The following is a 14,599-nucleotide window of genomic DNA, read 5'->3' on the forward strand; positions in this document are numbered from 1 at the left end:
CCGCTTCCGCGAGCACCTGGCGGTTAGTGCCCCGGTCTGCTGTGCCGTGCCGTGTCCATCCCCGAAGACAGCAGGTGAGACTACTGGGCCGGACGCGCCTCCGACAGACGGATGCGCCGGATGCAGAACGCTGTCATGATCCCGGCGAGCACCAGGTAGGCAGCCGTCTCGGACCATTGGAACCGCCAGTAGCGGCTGGCAGGCTGGTACGTCACCACTTGCCGCAGATTCAGCCGGTCGATCGATGCGAAGCATGCCTGCGGTGTCGCGTTCGTCGCCGCGCAGGCCGGGGTGACCGGTCCGGTGAACGGGCGTCCGGCCGGGTCCACGGTCTGCGTCGAGAGGACCCAGGCTCCAGGGATGTTGACCTCCATGCTCACTGACATGCGACTGCCCTCCTGGTCGTAGTGCGTGCCCGGTCCCCCGCTCGTCCGGAGCTCGGTGACGGTGTGTTGCGGCGTAGCGATGTGCGGCCAGACGGTGACGGGCAGCACGACCAGGGCGGCTACGAATACCGCGAAGGTGACGGCCATCGCGGGCAGGGTCCGGCGCACGAGCAGTCCGATGGTGATGCCGAGGACGAGAGCGAACGCGGCGCAGCCCACCGGCAGGACGTCCCGCGCGCCGAAGATCAGGGGGTTGAACCGGTTCGGGATCGCCTGTGTGTTGTAGCCCGGCATGGCGTCTGCCCTGTCGATGGGCCCGGACCACCAGGTGATCAGCCAGCTGCAGAGCCCCGCGGCAGCCATGCCGGTGAGCGTGATGACACCCAGCTTGACGGCCAGCCAGCGTGTGCGGGTGGTGCTCTGGTTCCAGGTCAGGCGGAACGTCCCGGCCTCCAGTTCGCGGGCGATGAGCGGAGCGCCCCAGAACATCCCCATGGCGGCCAGCGCGAGGTAGCTGCCGCCGATACCGGCGAAATAGAGGACCGGGTAGAGGCTGTCGCCCTTCACCCGGTCCAGGAACGCCGACTGTGCCGCGGAACACGCGTCAGCGGAACGGCAGGTGGCGATCCCGCTGGAGTCGAAGATCTGGTGCAGATTCTGGCCGGTGAGGCAGAAGAGGACCGCGACACCTGCGAGGACGCCGAGCGCCACCATGGCCTGCGTACGGAATTGACGCCAGGTGAGCCAGATCATTGCCGTGCCTCCAGAACGGTCCGGTTGCCACCAGGGGTTGGGTCGCGGCTCAGGTACGCCAGGACGAGGTCTTCCAGGCTCGGTTGCGGTGCGCTCCACGCGGGGTCCTGCGCAGCGCGGTCGGCCAGTTCGCCGATGCTGATGACGGACGGGCTCCGCCGATCATCGGCGTCGTCAGGAGGGGCTACGACGCGGTGCCCGGCGAGCAGTTCCTTCACCGGTCCGGCGACCTGCACGCGCGCGGACGTCAGCACGATGAGGTAGTCGCACACCCGCTCCAGATCGGTGATCAGGTGCGAGGAGAGGATGACGCTCATGTCGGCTTCGCCCACCGCGTCGGCCAGGTCCGTGAGGAAGTCCCGGCGGGCCAGCGGGTCGACGCTGGCCACCGGCTCGTCGAGGATCAGCAGTTCGGGCCGCTTGGCGATCGCCATCGTCAGGGCGAGCTGGGCGAGCTGCCCGCCGGACAGTCCCCCGGCACGCCGGCCGGGGTCCACGCCGAGCCTGTCGATCCGTCGCTGCGCGTACGGCGCGTCCCAGGTCCGGTTGAGCCTGGCCCCGAGCTTGAGGTGGTCGACAACCGAGAGCGCTGTGTAGAGCGAGGGATTCTGTGCGACGAAGCCGACTCGTGCGAGCTGGGCGCGAGACGACCCGGGACCTCTGCCGAGGACCTCGACACTGCCCGAGGTCGGCGGGGTCAGCCCGACGGCCAGGTTCAGCAGCGTCGACTTTCCGGCGCCGTTCGGCCCGACCAGGCCGACGACGTGGCCGGCCGGGATGGACAGGTTGCAGTCGGTGAGTGCCCAGGTCGTGCGGTAGCGCTTGCTGAGCGCGTCGGCCACGAGGACGGGGGTCATGATCGCTTGCGATCGGTTCGGCGGTGCGGGATCCGGATGTCTCTCATGGCTCCAACGGTGCCGTCGGCGCTTCAGGACAGCGTCCGACCACGGGGCAGTGTTCCAAGCCCTGAGCTGGCCGCAGGTACCACGGTGCGGGTTGTACCCAGGTACGACTCGCATGGCGGATACGGGAGTTATCGTCTGGGCATGGACCCGCTGCATGCGCCGCTGCTGAAGCGCCTGACACCCGCGCACTGGGTCGCGGTCGACTGCGTGGCCGTCCTGTTCCTCACCTTCCTCTACCGGACGACGTTCCGAGGGGCGAGCGGTCTGGTGGGCTCTCAGGTCCTGGACTCCGCACTGGTCACCGCCGCGATGCTCCCTGCCGCTCTGCGGAGGATCTGGCCGCGGACGGTACTGGCCGTGGTCGTCGTCGCGTGGGTGGCTGTCATGGTGCGGAGCTATCTGCCCGAGCAGCCGGCTGTCGCGATCGCCTTTGTCGTCTACCTCGTCCCGCTGCGGTTCCCGCGACGCGAGGCGCTGCTGCTGCTGATCGGGACAGTGGCCGTGACGACGATCGGCTTCGTCGCCGCGCATCCGTTCCCGAACGGCTACGGCTATCTCGGCGCGAACGCGGTACTGATCAGTGGCGCCTGGCTGACGGGGTTGCTGGTCCGGCAGCAGCGGGCCTACTCGGCCGGGATGCAGGATCTCGCGGAGCGGCGCGCGCGGGCGATGCTGGTGGAGGACCGGCTGCAGATCGCGCGGGAGCTGCACGACGTCGTCGCGCACACGTTGAGCCTGATCGCGGTGCAGGCGGGGGTCGCGAACTTCGTCGTCGCCGAGCGGCCGGAGGAGGCGCCCCGTGCTCTGGCGTCGATCGAGGGGATCAGTCGGAACGCACTGGCCGAGATGCGGGCCATGCTGGGGGTGCTCCGCGCCGACGACCAGGGTGACGGGCTCGGGCCCGCTCCCGGGCTCGAGGATCTGAAGGCGCTGGTCGAACGGGCGGCCGAAGCCGGCGTTCGGGTCGCCCTGTCCGTCAGGGGTAGTCGGCCGCACCTGTCCGCCGGGATCGACCTCGCGGCCTACCGGGTGATCCAGGAGGCCGTCACCAATGTCATCAAGCACGCCGCGGCCGGCGACTGCCGGGTCACGGTGACGTATGCGGACGATGCACTGGCGCTCGAAGTGACGGACTGCGGACGCGGAATGCGCGGCAACAGCGGCATCCAGGGTCCGGGCCACGGCCTCGTGGGGATGAGGGAGCGGGTGGGCATGTACGGAGGCGAGTTCGAGGCCGGTCCGGGGCCGGAGCGCGGATTCCGGGTCGCTGCGCGGTTCTCGCTGCGCGGGTCGGGGCTGACGGACGGTTCGGGCCCGCTGCACCGTACCGGTCCGTCACCTGCGTCGGGTACGGCGGCGTGACCGGCGAGGCGCCGTTCCCGAGGTCGGTCATCCGTCCGGAAGCCCTGGCCAGGTGATCCGCGTACTCGTCGCCGACGACCAGGCACTCGTCCGCGGCAGTTTCCGCATCCTGGTCGACACCGCCGCCGACCTCACCGCCGTCGGGGAAGCGGCGACGGGAGCAGAAGCCGTCCGGCTGGCCGGAAGCGAGCGGCCCGACGTCGTCCTGATGGACATCCGAATGCCGGATCTCGACGGCATCGAGGCGACCCGGCGGATCATGTCGTCCCCGGGTACCACGGGAGTCAGGATCCTGATCCTGACCACGTTCGGCATCGACGAGTACGTCTTCGCCGCCTTGCGCGCCGGCGCCAGCGGCTTCCTCCTCAAGGACACTCCGCCGGGCGACCTGCTCGCCGCCATCCGCGTCGTCGCGGCCGGCGAAGCGCTGCTCGCCCCGGCCGTGACCCGCAGGCTCATTGAGGAGTTCACCCGAAGTCCCGAGGCCGGGCGGCCACCATCAGAGGCGCTCCACGAGACCACGGAGCGCGAGCGCGAAGTGCTGACCCTCATCGGCCTGGGCCTGTCCAACACCGAGATCGCCGACCGGCTCCACGTCAGTCTGTCCACCGCCAAGACCCACATCGGCCGCCTGCTCATGAAGCTCGGCGCGCGCGACCGGGCTCAGCTCGTCATAGCCGCCTACGACGCCGGCCTGGTGCGGCCCCGGTCGGGGTGATCTGCTGTGCCCGAACCGGGCGGTCAGGCGGGCAGGGCCGCGGGGGTGGTGGGGGGTGTGGTCGGGGGTGTGCCGGGGTCTGCCGCCCACCGGGCGGCCTGCAGGGTGTTGACCATCAGCATCGCGATGGTCATGGGTCCCACGCCGCCGGGTACCGGGGTGATGCATCCGGCGATGCCGTCGAGTTCGGCGGTGCGCACGTCTCCTCTCAGGCCCCGGTCGGTGCGGTGGATGCCGACGTCGATGACTGCGGCTCCGGGTTTGACGTGTTCGGGGCCGATCAGGCCGAGCACCCCGGTGGCCACCACGAGGACGTCGGCGGGGCGGGTTACTGCGGCGAGGTCGGGGGTGTGCTCGTGGGCGACGGTCACCGTCGCGCCACGGCGCAGCAGGAGTTGCGCCATGGGGCGGCCGACCAGTTCGCCCCAGCCGACCACGGCTGCGTGCGCGCCGCGCAGGGGGACTCGGGCGGCGTCCAGGAGTTCGATCACGCCGCTGGGGGTGCAGGGGCGCAGACCGAACCGGCCGCGGGTCAGCAGTCCGGCGCTGGCGGTGGTCAGGCCGTCGGCGTCCTTGCCCACCGGGATGCGGTCGATCAGGGCGGCGGCGTCGAGTGCGCCGGGGAGCGGGAGTTGCAGCAGGATGCCGGAGACCTCCGGGTCCAGGGCCAGTTCGTCGATGACGGCCGCGACCTGGTCGTGGGTGCTGGTCGCGGGCAGGGAGCGGTGGAAGTCGCGCATGCCCGCCTCGCGGACGGCGCGGCGCTTGGCCGCCACGTAGACGGTGCTGGCCGGGTCGTCCCCGACCAGGATGGTCGCCAGTCCCGGTACCGGGCCGCCGAGCCTGGCAGCGCGGGCCACGTCCTCGGCCACGCCGGTTCGGATCCGCTGCGCGACCTTGCGGCCGTCGATGGTGGTGGTCATGGTGGCGGGACGCCTCCTTCGCTGATCGTGGTGGAGCGGTCCGCGCCGGCGCGGGCCGCCGGGCTCAGGTGAAGACGATGGTGTGGTTGCCGTGGCGGATGACGCGGTCCTCGGCGTGCCACAGCACGGCGCGCGACAGCACGGCCCGCTCGACGTCCGCGCCGCGCCGCATCAGGTCGGTAGCGCTCTGGGCGTGGGTGACGCGGACGACGTCCTGTTCGATGATGGGTCCCTCGTCCAGGTCGGCGGTCACGTAGTGGGCGGTGGCGCCGACGAGCTTGACGCCGCGCTCCTTGGCCTTGGCGTAGGGGCCGGCGCCGATGAACGCGGGCAGGAACGAGTGGTGGATGTTGATGATGGGCACGCCCGCCTGCTCGATGAAGTCCGCCGACAGGATCTGCATGTAGCGGGCCAGGACGATGAAGTCGACGTTGCCGCGCACCAGGCGCAGGTGCTGGGCTTCGGCCGCGGACTTGTCGGGTCCGGCGGAGGGCACGTGGAAGAAGGGGATGCCGAAGCCGCGGACCTCCTCGGCGACATCGGGGTGGTTGGAGACGACCATCGCCACGGTCACCGGCAGCTCACCGCGTCGGTGCCGCCACAGCAGGTCCAGCAGGCAGTGGTCGGACTTGGAGGCGAAGATGGCCACGCGCTTGGGCACGGAGGTGTCGCGCAGGGTGAAGGTCAGCCCGGAGGCGGCGGCGACCTGGGTGTCCAGGTCCTCGCGCAGCCGGGGCAGGACGGCCGGCAGGTTCTCCAGGCCGAACACGGTGCGCTGGAAGAACGCGCCGCCGTACGGGTCGTCGGAGTACTGGTCCAGGGCCAGGATGTTGGCGCCGTGCAGGGCCAGCGTGGAGGCGACCGCGGCGACCAGGCCGGTGCGGTCCGGGCCCTGGACGATGAGGGTGGCCGTGTTGGCCCCGGCCGCCGGACGGGGGTGGGCGGGGGTTTCCTGAGTGAGGGTCATCTCAGCCTTCCTTGCTGAAGCGGGCGGCCCAGGCGGAGGTCGCCTCCAGGCCGCCGAAGGTGTAGAGGTGCACGCTGACCCGGCCGTGGCGGCGCGGATCGTGACGCCGGGTCAGGGCGCGCAGGAACCGGTCGGGGCCGGCCGTGCCCATCAGATTGGTCAGCGAGAACCCGTACTTCCTGGCGATCGAGGCGCTGGTGCCCACCCCGAAGCGGGCCGCGTAGCCCATCAGCCGGCGCACCCCGGCCGGGCCGGGCACCCCGATGCGCACCGGTAGGTCGATGCCGCGCTCACGCAATTCCTCCAGCCAGTCCAGCACCGGGTCCACGTCGAACCCGAACTGCGTGATCACGCTGCCGGTCATCCGCTGCTCGCGCAGCGCTGCGGACTTGTCCTCAAGAGCCGCCCACAGGGCGGAGTCCGCGATCGCGGGATGGCCCTCGGGGTAGCCGCTGATGCCCACGCTGCGCACGCCGTACTGCGGCAGCAGTCCGGAGCGGATCAGCGACAGGGCATCGGGGTAGGGGCCGTGGGGGGTGGCCGGGTCGCCGCCGACCGCGAACACCTCCCCGCTGGTGCCGTCGGCCTCAAGGGCGGCCAGGAACTCCTCGAAGGCGGCGCGCGAGGCCAGGCGGCGCGCGGAGATGTGCGGGACGGGCACGAAGCCCAGGCGCCGCACGGCGCGGGCGGCCTCGCGGCGCATGGCCAGGTCCTCGTTGCCCAGGAAGGTGACGTTGATCCGGGTGCCGGCCGGGATGGCGGTGCGGGCCTGTTCGAGTCCGGCCACGTCCTTGCCGGTCATCTCCAGCGAGAAGTCGTCCATCAGCGGCGGGGCCAGGGTCTCGGACAGCGGGGTGCCGGGGTTCATCGGATTCCTCGTTTCGGTGTCTGCCGCGCGCGGCGGCCCGGACGCTGACCGTGGTGACGGGAAGCCCGGGCCGGGCCCGCTCCCCGGTGCGGCGGGGGCGGGCGGCGCGCTGCTCAGGCGTTGTGGCGGTACAGGGTGCGGGCGTGCTGGTTGAACGGGGCCGCCTGGACGGTGGCACGGATGCGCGGGAACCCGAGGTCGGCCTCGGGCGCGGTTCCGCCGCCGGGGTGCTGGCCCCAGACGACCTCGACCTGCGTACCCGGCGTTGCGTACGGACTCTCGACCAGCGACAGGCCCAGCACGGTGCCGACCGGGTCGATGGAGGCGGTCTGCATGGTGACCCCGACCAACCGGCCCTGGTGCTCGATGCGGTGGCGCGAGTAGGTCAGCACGAAACCCGGGTCCTGCCCCAGCACCCGGCGCACCTCCTCGGGGTCGAGGACCAGGGTGACCTTGGCGCGGTGCGGCTGGGCGGCGGCCCTCTGCAGCGCCTCGCGGCCGATGAAGTCGTGGTTGAAGGACACGACCTTGCCGTAGCCGAGGTCGTAGGGCGTGCAGTAGTAGTCCTCGATGTCCGGGGAGAAGTAGCTGCCGTTCAGCGGGCGCTGGCCCTCGATGCCGAACAGCGCCAGCTGGCGCCGGTATTCCAGCAGCTCGGGGTCGGTGTAGATGCCGGGCACCGGGGAGGGGACCCAGCCGCTCTCCACACTGGGCGTGGTGTAGGCCAGCGCGCCCACCCGCACCAGGCCCAGCGGCTCGCCCTCGCGCAGCAGCGCGTCCTGCACGTACTGCCCGTGCTCCCAGGGCCCGATGAACTCGAACCCGGCCTGGCCGGCCATACCGTGCCGCAGCGCGCGGAAGCGGCGGCCGTCCAGCTCGACCGGGCTGGAGTGGAAGAACCTGGTCTTGGGCAGCGGTCCGCCGAAGACCCGCTCGATCAGCTCGGCCGCCAGCGGCCCCTGGACCTGGTAGCGGAACAGCACCGGGTCCCCGCCCTTGCGGAACGCCGAGGACGGGTCGGTGCGGAACGAGACGTCGTAGCCGTTCCTCTCGCCGTGGTATTGCACCCAGTGCTGGGCAGCCGGGACGCCGCTGAGGGTGAAGGACTGCTCGCCGTCGCGTGCCAGGATGCCGTCGGTGACGATGTGCCCGTTCGCGGTCACCGGCACGAACTGCTTGGCCTGGCCGACGGCGAAGTCCTCGAAGCTGTTCGAGCCGGTCTCGCTCAGCAGCCGCAGCGCGTCCGGGCCCTCGATGAACAGGTCGAACATGTGGTGCGAGAGGTTGAGCAGCGCCACGCCCCGGTGCCAGGCGGCCTGCTCCTGGCGCCAGCCGGCGTACTCGCGCTCGACGACCTCGGGGGTCCAGGGGGCGGCGCCCGGCTTCCACAGCAGCGCGACCGGCGATCCGGCCTTGTCGATCCCGTCCTGGAGGCTGGGAGTGGTCATGCGTGCGGCTCCTTCAGTCAGTGCGATCATTCGACTAGATCGATCTAGTAATAGGCAGAGAGCAAGTCGACCGGTTGACCGGGGTTGATTGCGAGCACGTTACCCACGGATCACTAGATCGATCCAGTGATCGGATGGCACGTGTTTGCGGCGCACCCCGCCGTCCCCTGAGCGCCGAGCTGCGACAAGGAGGCCCACCGCGCATCGGCAGCTCCCCGCCCTGAACCCCTGAACTGCCCAGACACGCCCCCGCGCGGACGTCCACCGCCCCTGCAGGAGCCGGAGGCCGCGCCGTGCGCAACCTAAGCGTGCAAAGCGCAGGAGCCTCAGCGCGGTCTCCCGGCAACGAACACCGGGGCCCGGGTCAGCCGCGCACCGACTGCGCCGCGGTTCGCCTTAGAATCCACAAGGCCTGCTCGCGCCGCCCGGCGCGGCAATCGCTGCGGGGAGTGACTCATGGACGGTCGCAAGCGGGTCACGCTCAAGGACGTCGCCGCAGCCAGCGGCGTCTCACGCGCGACCGCCAGCTTCGTCCTCAACGACGACCCCAGGCAGAGCTTCCCCGCCAGTACCCGCGACCGGGTCCGACGGGCCGCCCATGAGCTCGGATACGTGCCCCACGGCCTGGCCCGTGCCCTGCGCGAGGGCACCTCACGGATCGTCGTGCTCAACCTGGACCGAGAGCTCGAAGGCAACTACTGCCAGAGCTACATCCGCGGCCTCGACGACGAACTCGCCGCCCACGACCACGTCCTGCTGGTGCGCCACGGCCACGCGGCCCCCCAGGCCACCCAGCAGATCCTGGACACCATCGTGCCCCGCGCCGTCCTGCGCTTCGGCGAGGCCTACCTCAGCGGACACGCCCTGGAGGACCAGGGCGGCGGGTGGAACGACGGCCTGGCCGCCCACGCCGCCCTGCAGATCCGCTACCTCGCCCAGGCCGGCCACCGCCACATCGCGCTCGCCCTCCCCGACACCGACTCCCCACTCATCGCCGTACGCGAGCAGTTCGCAGCCGAAGCCGCGCGGGGACTGGACCTACCCCCCATCCAGCCCTTCGTCGTACCCCTCCCCCGCACCGGACAGCAGACCGCAGTCCAGGCCTTTCTCCAGGCCCACCCACAGGTCACCGCCATCGCCGCCTTCGATGACCGCGTGGCCCTGCGCGCCCTCGCCTCCCTGCACGACCTCGGCATCGACGTCCCGGGGCAGATCGCCGTGATGGGCTTCGACGACACCGAGTACGGCAGCCTCACCACCCCGGCCCTCACCACCGTCCACATCGACGCCGAAGCCCACGGACGACGCTCCGCCCGCGCCGCTCTGGGCCTGGACGACACCGGCCTTCCCAGCACCCCCGCCCGCGTGATCGCCCGCGGATCAGCCTGATCCCGAGGGCAAGGCGGAAGCCTCCGCCGGGCCCGCGTTCCTTCTTGCACCGGTCGCAGTTCCGGCGCAGGTATGTCGAGGTGAACACGATGGTGTTGAGGAACGCCGAGTCGTCGGGGTGCGGATCGCTCACGGCTTGGGCTCCTCGGGGCAGTCCGGGCACGAGAACAGGCGGAACGTCACCACACGCCGGTAGCTGCCGTGCTGGTGCACGCTCTCGGTCGTGCCGACCGGGACGCGGTCTCCGCTGAGGGTGGTCTTGCACCAGACGCAGCGCAGGCCGCGGCACTGGTCGATGTGCAGGTCCCACGGATGCGGCAGCACCCTGACGGCGACCGTGTCCAGGGCGACGGGTTCCGGCGGGGCGGTCATGGCCGGTCCGCCCGCGGTGGCTGGTCGGCGACGTGCCGGGGGCAGGCGACGACAGGCCATCCGTACCGGGCGCCGTCCCCGTCGCCGGTGTAGACGTGGCCAGCCGCGACCAGCGGACCGACGGTGGTGCCGCAGTCGAAGCACGCCAGGGCGTGGAGCCGGACGAGGACCTGGTCGTCGACCGGTAGGGCGAGCGTGGGTGCTTCGGCTGTGTTCGCCATGGAACGGACGTTAGGGACGGCTGGTTTCCGACCTCAACGAGATTGCGGGTAGTTGCGTGTTTTCACCCGAGTGCGGCTATGGCGTTGGTGATCAACGCGCGGGCCTGGGAGCCGTATACGGCGTGGGCCTGTAGTTCGCTGAAAGTCTGGAGGTACTCGCTCAGCTCGCTGGCCGCGGTGATCCTCACGCGTGCTGTCACCAGCTCGATTTCGGCGATGTGGTCGTCAACGACCGCGAAGGTTTCCACCGGCCACAGAGTGCGTTCAGCTGTGAAGGGGATGATGCCCAGGCTGACGCGGGGCAGCGGCATGACGGACAGGAGGTGCCCGAGCTGACCGGCCATCACGGAAGCGTCGGCGATGCGGTAGCGCAGGACTGATTCCTCGATCACGCACACGATCCGCCGCTCTCCCTCGTGCATGAGTTCAGCTCGGTGCATCCGCTGGGCGACGGCTTGTTCCAGGTCGCGGGGGGAAGTCGCTGCCGCAGCGAACCGCGCCAGGATCGCAGCCGCGTAGCCACGGCTTTGGAACATTCCCGGTACGGCGTCGGAGCTGTAGAAGCGTAGGAGCCGTGCCCGGGTGTACGCCTCGGTGTAGGACTCTTGGAGCCGCTTCAAGCCGAGGCGTTGGAGGCGCTTCCATTCGGCGTACGCCGTCCCGACTGCTCGCGAGGCGGCGATGAGTTCGGGGATCTGGTCGTCGGCTCCGCAGGCAGTGCACCAGGCTCGGATGTCGGCGTCCGAGGGGGCGGCTTTGGCTTCCTGGAGCCGCGAGGTTTTGGCGGGGTGCCAGCCGCACCGGGCAGACAATTCCCGCCCGGTCAGGCCGGCGTCCCTGCGCAGCCCCTGGAGGCGGTCGGCGAGTGCCTTCCGGGCGGCTTGGGCGCTTGACGACGGTGAAGCGGGCATGGGCTGGCTGTCCGGTGTTCGTGGGGATCAGAGGCTGTACTTCTGATGGGGGGTGGCGCGCTGCCAGACGGTGTCGAAGGCGTCGGCGCAGAGCTTGACCACGGCTGGTTCGGTGCGGATCTCGTGGCCGACGAGTTCACCGTCGCCGGTGAAGTGCCCGAAGCGGACGAGGGTGTCGTCGAACAGCCAGTAGTCGTTGCCGGGTAGTGCGATGTCGGAGGCCAGCTTTCTGGGGAGCCAGCGGACGTTCTCGCCGAGGCTGAGGTTCACCGCCGTAGATGCGTGCTCCCACCTCATGTAGTCGGTGACGGGCTCGGAGACGATCCGGGCGCGGCGCATGGCCACGCCGCGGGCAACGGCTTCGCGGGCCAGGTCCGACCAGGGTTTCCAGCTGTCGGATTCCGGGTCGAGGTCCAGTTCCCCGGTTCGTTTCCAGTGCTCGAACTCTTCGACTTCCTGGGAGACTCCGTAGCTGTCACGCATCTCCAGGTGCACAGCGGATCGTTGTGTACCTCGCAGCAGGTCACCCAAGTTGGGCACGTTCTGCTGCATCGCATGCCTCCCTGAGTACGTTGATCATCCTGGCGGGCATGCGGACCACGTCTTCGTGGTCGGGGATGCCGGGGGTATGGCCTGGTGCTGGTGTTTCGGTGATTCGCTGGCGTAGGTCAGTGTCGGCTTTCCAGCCCTGGAGGACGAACTCGCGGGTGTCGTCGTCGAACCAGACGGTAGGCGAGTCTCCGGTTTTGGTGTCGGGGTCGATGCCGATGTACTGAAGCGCCATGGTTGCCTCCCCTGTTGGGCGCGTTGCGCATCGTTGCGACCTTCTCGCTGACGGACCCTCAGCGTCAAGGGGGCAAGGAGGCAGGAGCCTGCGGATGGCTATGCGCAAGACCATCGGTCGGTCAGGTGGAAGACCAGCTAGTCCGGCTCGCCGTCTGTAAGCCAGATGTCCAGCGTGCCGGAGGTGAGGTCGGGGTTGATCACGACGGTCCCCGCGCCATTGTTCTGGTCCTGCGGCGTGTACCAGGCGTACTGAGTTGCGCCAGCGGAGTCTTGCCCGTCTGGACTCTCGTCGGAGACCACCGAGACGCTGACGGCGTTGGGGGCGTCGTTGCTGCCGACTGGGCGGTGCGGGTTCCGCTCTCGGGCCTCGGGATTGGAGGCTTGGATCGATACCAGCTTCCCCTGACGCGCGGGGCTACGATTCCGCAGGAGGACGGGTCCGTTGACTCAACTGCGCTTCAAGGCCTGCGCGTCGAGTTGCCCAGCGGCTTAGTTCCTCGCCGGTCAAATTCTCGACGGTCGTGACGAGCAGTTGTACGGCACCAACGCCGTCGTATGGTGCTGCGTTCACCGCGAAGAGGGAGATCTCCCGCTCCATGCTGTAGAGCACTCGTGCTTGCTCGATCCAGCTCGCATGGACATCCCAAATCGTGCGCATGCCTGTGGCGACCAGCACTATGCTGCCCAAGGCAGCGATGATCCAGGAGTGCAGATTGGCTGCGGCGGCGACGGGAACTGCTGCGGCGCCGACTATTGCGACACTCTCCGCCAGTTTGAAGCGAGTCCGGGAGCGTGCGGACATCCGCTTGTACCCCCGCCACTTTTCGAGGACAGCCGGTGGAACCGGTCCGTCGTTATGACGGGCAGTCAGCACCCAGTGCTCGCTAGCAGTATGACCGCGCCGCACAGCTCCCCCTTGAAAGTCGCAGCTAAGCAACGATGTTCACGCTCAGCAGTCCATCATCAGTGAGGCAGGCCGCCGACTGCTCGACCTTGATGAGAATGATGGCCATTTGTTGCGGCAAGCAGGTGCCCGGCGGGGAGGTCATCAGCAGCATCTGCCCGGTGCCGGTGGACGGCCGGACGCTGCGCCAGTACCAGGACGCGATCGAGAAGCACCTGTACCCGCCGCCAGACTTCCCGGACATCGAAGCCGTACCGGTGACTGGCGGCAACCTGCTCGTCTTGCACCTCCCCGCACAGCTCGAGGAGCTCAGCCTTTCCTCGTCCACGGAGCCATTGTCAACGGACCCATCGAGCGCGCCTTCATCAGCATCGTGAACATGTGTATCCCACCCACAGCCAGCCGGGTGCTCGGCGAATGGACGGATCTGCGCGCCCGCCTCCCGATGCAGTTCGGCCACCCCGGGGACCGGAGCAGATCGGCTTCCAGCTCGACATCCTCCATGCGAGCGCCGATGTCTTGCGCACTGCAGGGATAGTGCGGGCGGCGGAGAGAGCGATTTCGGAACACTCCCAACCGGCGCGTGGAGCCCTGGCGGCACCAATCCGTTCGGGTCCCGCGGGGTGCCAGGGGCCTCAGTTCGCTGGTTCGGCCACCTGGGGGCTGGGCGTGAGGACCGGCTCGGGGCGCCGCGGCCGCATCGGCAGCACACTCACCAGACCCAAAAGCGCGAAGAGTCCGGCCCACCACCAGGCATGGACGAATTGGTGCAGCTTGTCGACGGTGATGGTGCTGGAGCCGATGACGATGACCAGCAGGGCGACGCCGAGCACCGAGCCGACCTGGCGGCCCATCTGGACCACGGCGCTACCGGTGGATGTCTGATGCGCGGACAGTCCGCTGCTGGCAGCGCCGATGATGGTGGGCATCGCCAACCCGACTCCGGTCCCGATGACCAACCAACCGGGCAGGATCTCGGACACGTAGTGGCGATGGGCGGTGAGGCTGACGCCGATGAGCACTCCTCCCGCTCCCATCAGCAGGGCGCCGAGCGCAGCGGCAAGGTTGACAGGAAGCTTCGCGATCCACCGCCGCAAGCCGAGGCCGGTGAGCGACACCATCACCGGTCCCGGCGCAACGCCCAGGCCGGTGCGCACAGCGGACCAGCCCCAGCCTTCCTGAAGCCAGAAGACGAGCCCGAGGAGCTGGATGCCGAAGGAGATGGACAGCAGGACCATAGCGATGTTGGCCCACGCGAAGACGGGATCGCGGAACAAGGCCAGGTCGACCACTGGCGAGGCGGCGCGGGACGAGCGGGCCACGAAGGCGAGCATGGCCACCACCGCGATCGCAAACACCTCCAACGTGCGCTGCGAGGTCCAGGCCCAGGCCGGTCCCTGGACCAGCGCCAGCGCCAGCGCGGCAACGGCGGCCATCAGCAGTACCCCGCCGAGCAGATCCGGCACCCGGGTCTCGGTGCCATGGCGCAGCCCGGGAACCAGGAGGGCTGCGGCGACAAACGCGGCCGCACCGATCGGGACATTCAGTAGGAAGATCCAGCGCCAGGACACCTGGACCAGCAGGCCGCCGATAGCCGGGCCGGCGGCCGCGCCCAGCGAGCCGGTGACGGCCCAGATCCGCACCGAATGGGCGCGCCGTTCGCTGGGCATGGCGGTGAGGACCAAC

At 69.8% G+C, this 14,599-nt stretch carries 17 protein-coding genes; 4 read left to right on the top strand and 13 right to left on the bottom strand.

Features of this window, described 5'->3' with window-relative positions:
• Positions 1 to 80: 80 nt before the first annotated feature.
• The gene (locus IF29_RS0116965; protein ID WP_030255278.1) at positions 81 to 1,139 is read right to left on the bottom strand and encodes an ABC transporter permease; all 1,059 of its coding nucleotides are present in this window, start codon (positions 1,137 to 1,139) and stop codon (positions 81 to 83) included.
• A complete protein-coding gene (locus tag IF29_RS0116970; RefSeq protein ID WP_332262544.1) occupies positions 1,136 to 1,981 on the bottom strand; it encodes an ABC transporter ATP-binding protein in 846 nt (281 codons plus the stop codon). The genes IF29_RS0116965 and IF29_RS0116970 overlap by 4 nt, the downstream gene beginning before the upstream one ends.
• A 204-nt stretch (positions 1,982 to 2,185) precedes the next feature.
• Between IF29_RS0116970 and IF29_RS0116975 the strand changes: the two genes are divergently transcribed.
• Both IF29_RS0116975 and IF29_RS0116980 read left to right on the top strand, forming a co-directional pair.
• Entirely contained in the window at positions 2,186 to 3,406 is a 1,221-nt protein-coding gene (locus IF29_RS0116975; protein WP_051725415.1) for a sensor histidine kinase, read from the top strand.
• Between the two features lie 52 nt (positions 3,407 to 3,458).
• Positions 3,459 to 4,124: a response regulator gene (locus IF29_RS0116980; protein ID WP_030255285.1), complete on the top strand. Its 666-nt coding sequence runs from the start codon at positions 3,459 to 3,461 to the stop codon at positions 4,122 to 4,124.
• A gap of 23 nt (positions 4,125 to 4,147) precedes the next feature.
• Here IF29_RS0116980 and IF29_RS0116985 read toward each other — a convergent pair whose 3' ends face one another.
• From IF29_RS0116985 to IF29_RS0117000, 4 genes are all read right to left on the bottom strand, one after another.
• Entirely contained in the window at positions 4,148 to 5,047 is a 900-nt protein-coding gene (locus IF29_RS0116985) for a bifunctional 5,10-methylenetetrahydrofolate dehydrogenase/5,10-methenyltetrahydrofolate cyclohydrolase (RefSeq protein ID WP_051725416.1), read from the bottom strand.
• Between the two features lie 64 nt (positions 5,048 to 5,111).
• On the bottom strand, positions 5,112 to 6,014 hold the full coding sequence (purU, locus tag IF29_RS0116990) for a formyltetrahydrofolate deformylase (protein ID WP_030255290.1): 903 nt from the start codon (positions 6,012 to 6,014) through the stop codon (positions 5,112 to 5,114).
• Between the two features lies 1 nt (position 6,015).
• Positions 6,016 to 6,882, bottom strand: coding sequence for a methylenetetrahydrofolate reductase (locus IF29_RS0116995; protein WP_198037474.1), 867 nt, complete (start codon positions 6,880 to 6,882; stop codon positions 6,016 to 6,018).
• A gap of 113 nt (positions 6,883 to 6,995) precedes the next feature.
• The gene (locus IF29_RS0117000; RefSeq protein ID WP_030255296.1) at positions 6,996 to 8,330 is read right to left on the bottom strand and encodes an aminomethyltransferase family protein; all 1,335 of its coding nucleotides are present in this window, start codon (positions 8,328 to 8,330) and stop codon (positions 6,996 to 6,998) included.
• A gap of 456 nt (positions 8,331 to 8,786) precedes the next feature.
• On the opposite strand from IF29_RS0117000, the gene IF29_RS0117005 reads away from it, so the two are divergent.
• Complete coding sequence (locus tag IF29_RS0117005) at positions 8,787 to 9,719, top strand: LacI family DNA-binding transcriptional regulator (RefSeq protein WP_030255298.1); 933 nt, start codon at positions 8,787 to 8,789, stop codon at positions 9,717 to 9,719.
• Between the two features lie 129 nt (positions 9,720 to 9,848).
• Here the strand turns inward: IF29_RS0117005 and IF29_RS0117010 are convergent, their stop codons facing one another.
• The 6 genes from IF29_RS0117010 to IF29_RS44970 all read right to left on the bottom strand — a co-directional run bounded on the left by IF29_RS0117010 (position 9,849) and on the right by IF29_RS44970 (position 12,916).
• Positions 9,849 to 10,091, bottom strand: coding sequence for a hypothetical protein (locus IF29_RS0117010; RefSeq protein ID WP_030255300.1), 243 nt, complete (start codon positions 10,089 to 10,091; stop codon positions 9,849 to 9,851).
• The gene (locus IF29_RS0117015; protein ID WP_030255302.1) at positions 10,088 to 10,312 is read right to left on the bottom strand and encodes a hypothetical protein; all 225 of its coding nucleotides are present in this window, start codon (positions 10,310 to 10,312) and stop codon (positions 10,088 to 10,090) included. The genes IF29_RS0117010 and IF29_RS0117015 overlap by 4 nt, the downstream gene beginning before the upstream one ends.
• 62 nt (positions 10,313 to 10,374) lie before the next feature.
• A complete protein-coding gene (locus tag IF29_RS0117020; RefSeq protein WP_030255304.1) occupies positions 10,375 to 11,223 on the bottom strand; it encodes a helix-turn-helix domain-containing protein in 849 nt (282 codons plus the stop codon).
• A gap of 27 nt (positions 11,224 to 11,250) precedes the next feature.
• Complete coding sequence (locus IF29_RS0117025) at positions 11,251 to 11,775, bottom strand: DUF6879 family protein (protein WP_030255305.1); 525 nt, start codon at positions 11,773 to 11,775, stop codon at positions 11,251 to 11,253.
• Positions 11,747 to 12,007, bottom strand: coding sequence for a hypothetical protein (locus tag IF29_RS0117030; protein ID WP_030255307.1), 261 nt, complete (start codon positions 12,005 to 12,007; stop codon positions 11,747 to 11,749). The genes IF29_RS0117025 and IF29_RS0117030 overlap by 29 nt, the downstream gene beginning before the upstream one ends.
• Before the next feature lie 417 nt (positions 12,008 to 12,424).
• Positions 12,425 to 12,916: a DUF4231 domain-containing protein gene (locus tag IF29_RS44970; RefSeq protein ID WP_332262545.1), complete on the bottom strand. Its 492-nt coding sequence runs from the start codon at positions 12,914 to 12,916 to the stop codon at positions 12,425 to 12,427.
• Between the two features lie 32 nt (positions 12,917 to 12,948).
• Between IF29_RS44970 and IF29_RS0117040 the strand changes: the two genes are divergently transcribed.
• On the top strand, positions 12,949 to 13,290 hold the full coding sequence (locus tag IF29_RS0117040) for a hypothetical protein (protein ID WP_157623785.1): 342 nt from the start codon (positions 12,949 to 12,951) through the stop codon (positions 13,288 to 13,290).
• 258 nt (positions 13,291 to 13,548) lie between these two features.
• On the opposite strand, the gene IF29_RS42080 is transcribed toward IF29_RS0117040, so the two are convergent.
• Positions 13,549 to 14,583: an MFS transporter gene (locus tag IF29_RS42080; RefSeq protein WP_157623786.1), complete on the bottom strand. Its 1,035-nt coding sequence runs from the start codon at positions 14,581 to 14,583 to the stop codon at positions 13,549 to 13,551.
• Positions 14,584 to 14,599 lie beyond the last annotated feature (16 nt).

It is taken from the genome of Streptacidiphilus jeojiense (assembly GCF_000719095.1).
Taxonomy (GTDB): Bacteria; Actinomycetota; Actinomycetes; order Streptomycetales; family Streptomycetaceae; genus Streptacidiphilus; species Streptacidiphilus jeojiensis.

What these genes read in the sequence shown, in the direction of transcription:
- IF29_RS0116965 (WP_030255278.1), bottom strand. Translation starts at nt 1,139, where the DNA reads ATGATCTGGCTCACCTGGCGTCAATTCCGTACGCAGGCCATGGTGGCG.
- IF29_RS0116975 (WP_051725415.1), top strand. Translation starts at nt 2,186, where the DNA reads ATGGACCCGCTGCATGCGCCGCTGCTGAAGCGCCTGACACCCGCGCAC.
- IF29_RS0116985 (WP_051725416.1), bottom strand. Translation starts at nt 5,047, where the DNA reads ATGACCACCACCATCGACGGCCGCAAGGTCGCGCAGCGGATCCGAACC.
- purU (WP_030255290.1), bottom strand. Translation starts at nt 6,014, where the DNA reads ATGACCCTCACTCAGGAAACCCCCGCCCACCCCCGTCCGGCGGCCGGG.
- IF29_RS0116995 (WP_198037474.1), bottom strand. Translation starts at nt 6,882, where the DNA reads ATGAACCCCGGCACCCCGCTGTCCGAGACCCTGGCCCCGCCGCTGATG.
- IF29_RS0117000 (WP_030255296.1), bottom strand. Translation starts at nt 8,330, where the DNA reads ATGACCACTCCCAGCCTCCAGGACGGGATCGACAAGGCCGGATCGCCG.
- IF29_RS0117005 (WP_030255298.1), top strand. Translation starts at nt 8,787, where the DNA reads ATGGACGGTCGCAAGCGGGTCACGCTCAAGGACGTCGCCGCAGCCAGC.
- IF29_RS0117010 (WP_030255300.1), bottom strand. Translation starts at nt 10,091, where the DNA reads ATGACCGCCCCGCCGGAACCCGTCGCCCTGGACACGGTCGCCGTCAGG.
- IF29_RS0117015 (WP_030255302.1), bottom strand. Translation starts at nt 10,312, where the DNA reads ATGGCGAACACAGCCGAAGCACCCACGCTCGCCCTACCGGTCGACGAC.
- IF29_RS0117020 (WP_030255304.1), bottom strand. Translation starts at nt 11,223, where the DNA reads ATGCCCGCTTCACCGTCGTCAAGCGCCCAAGCCGCCCGGAAGGCACTC.
- IF29_RS0117025 (WP_030255305.1), bottom strand. Translation starts at nt 11,775, where the DNA reads ATGCAGCAGAACGTGCCCAACTTGGGTGACCTGCTGCGAGGTACACAA.
- IF29_RS0117030 (WP_030255307.1), bottom strand. Translation starts at nt 12,007, where the DNA reads ATGGCGCTTCAGTACATCGGCATCGACCCCGACACCAAAACCGGAGAC.
- IF29_RS0117040 (WP_157623785.1), top strand. Translation starts at nt 12,949, where the DNA reads ATGTTCACGCTCAGCAGTCCATCATCAGTGAGGCAGGCCGCCGACTGC.
- IF29_RS42080 (WP_157623786.1), bottom strand. Translation starts at nt 14,583, where the DNA reads ATGCCCAGCGAACGGCGCGCCCATTCGGTGCGGATCTGGGCCGTCACC.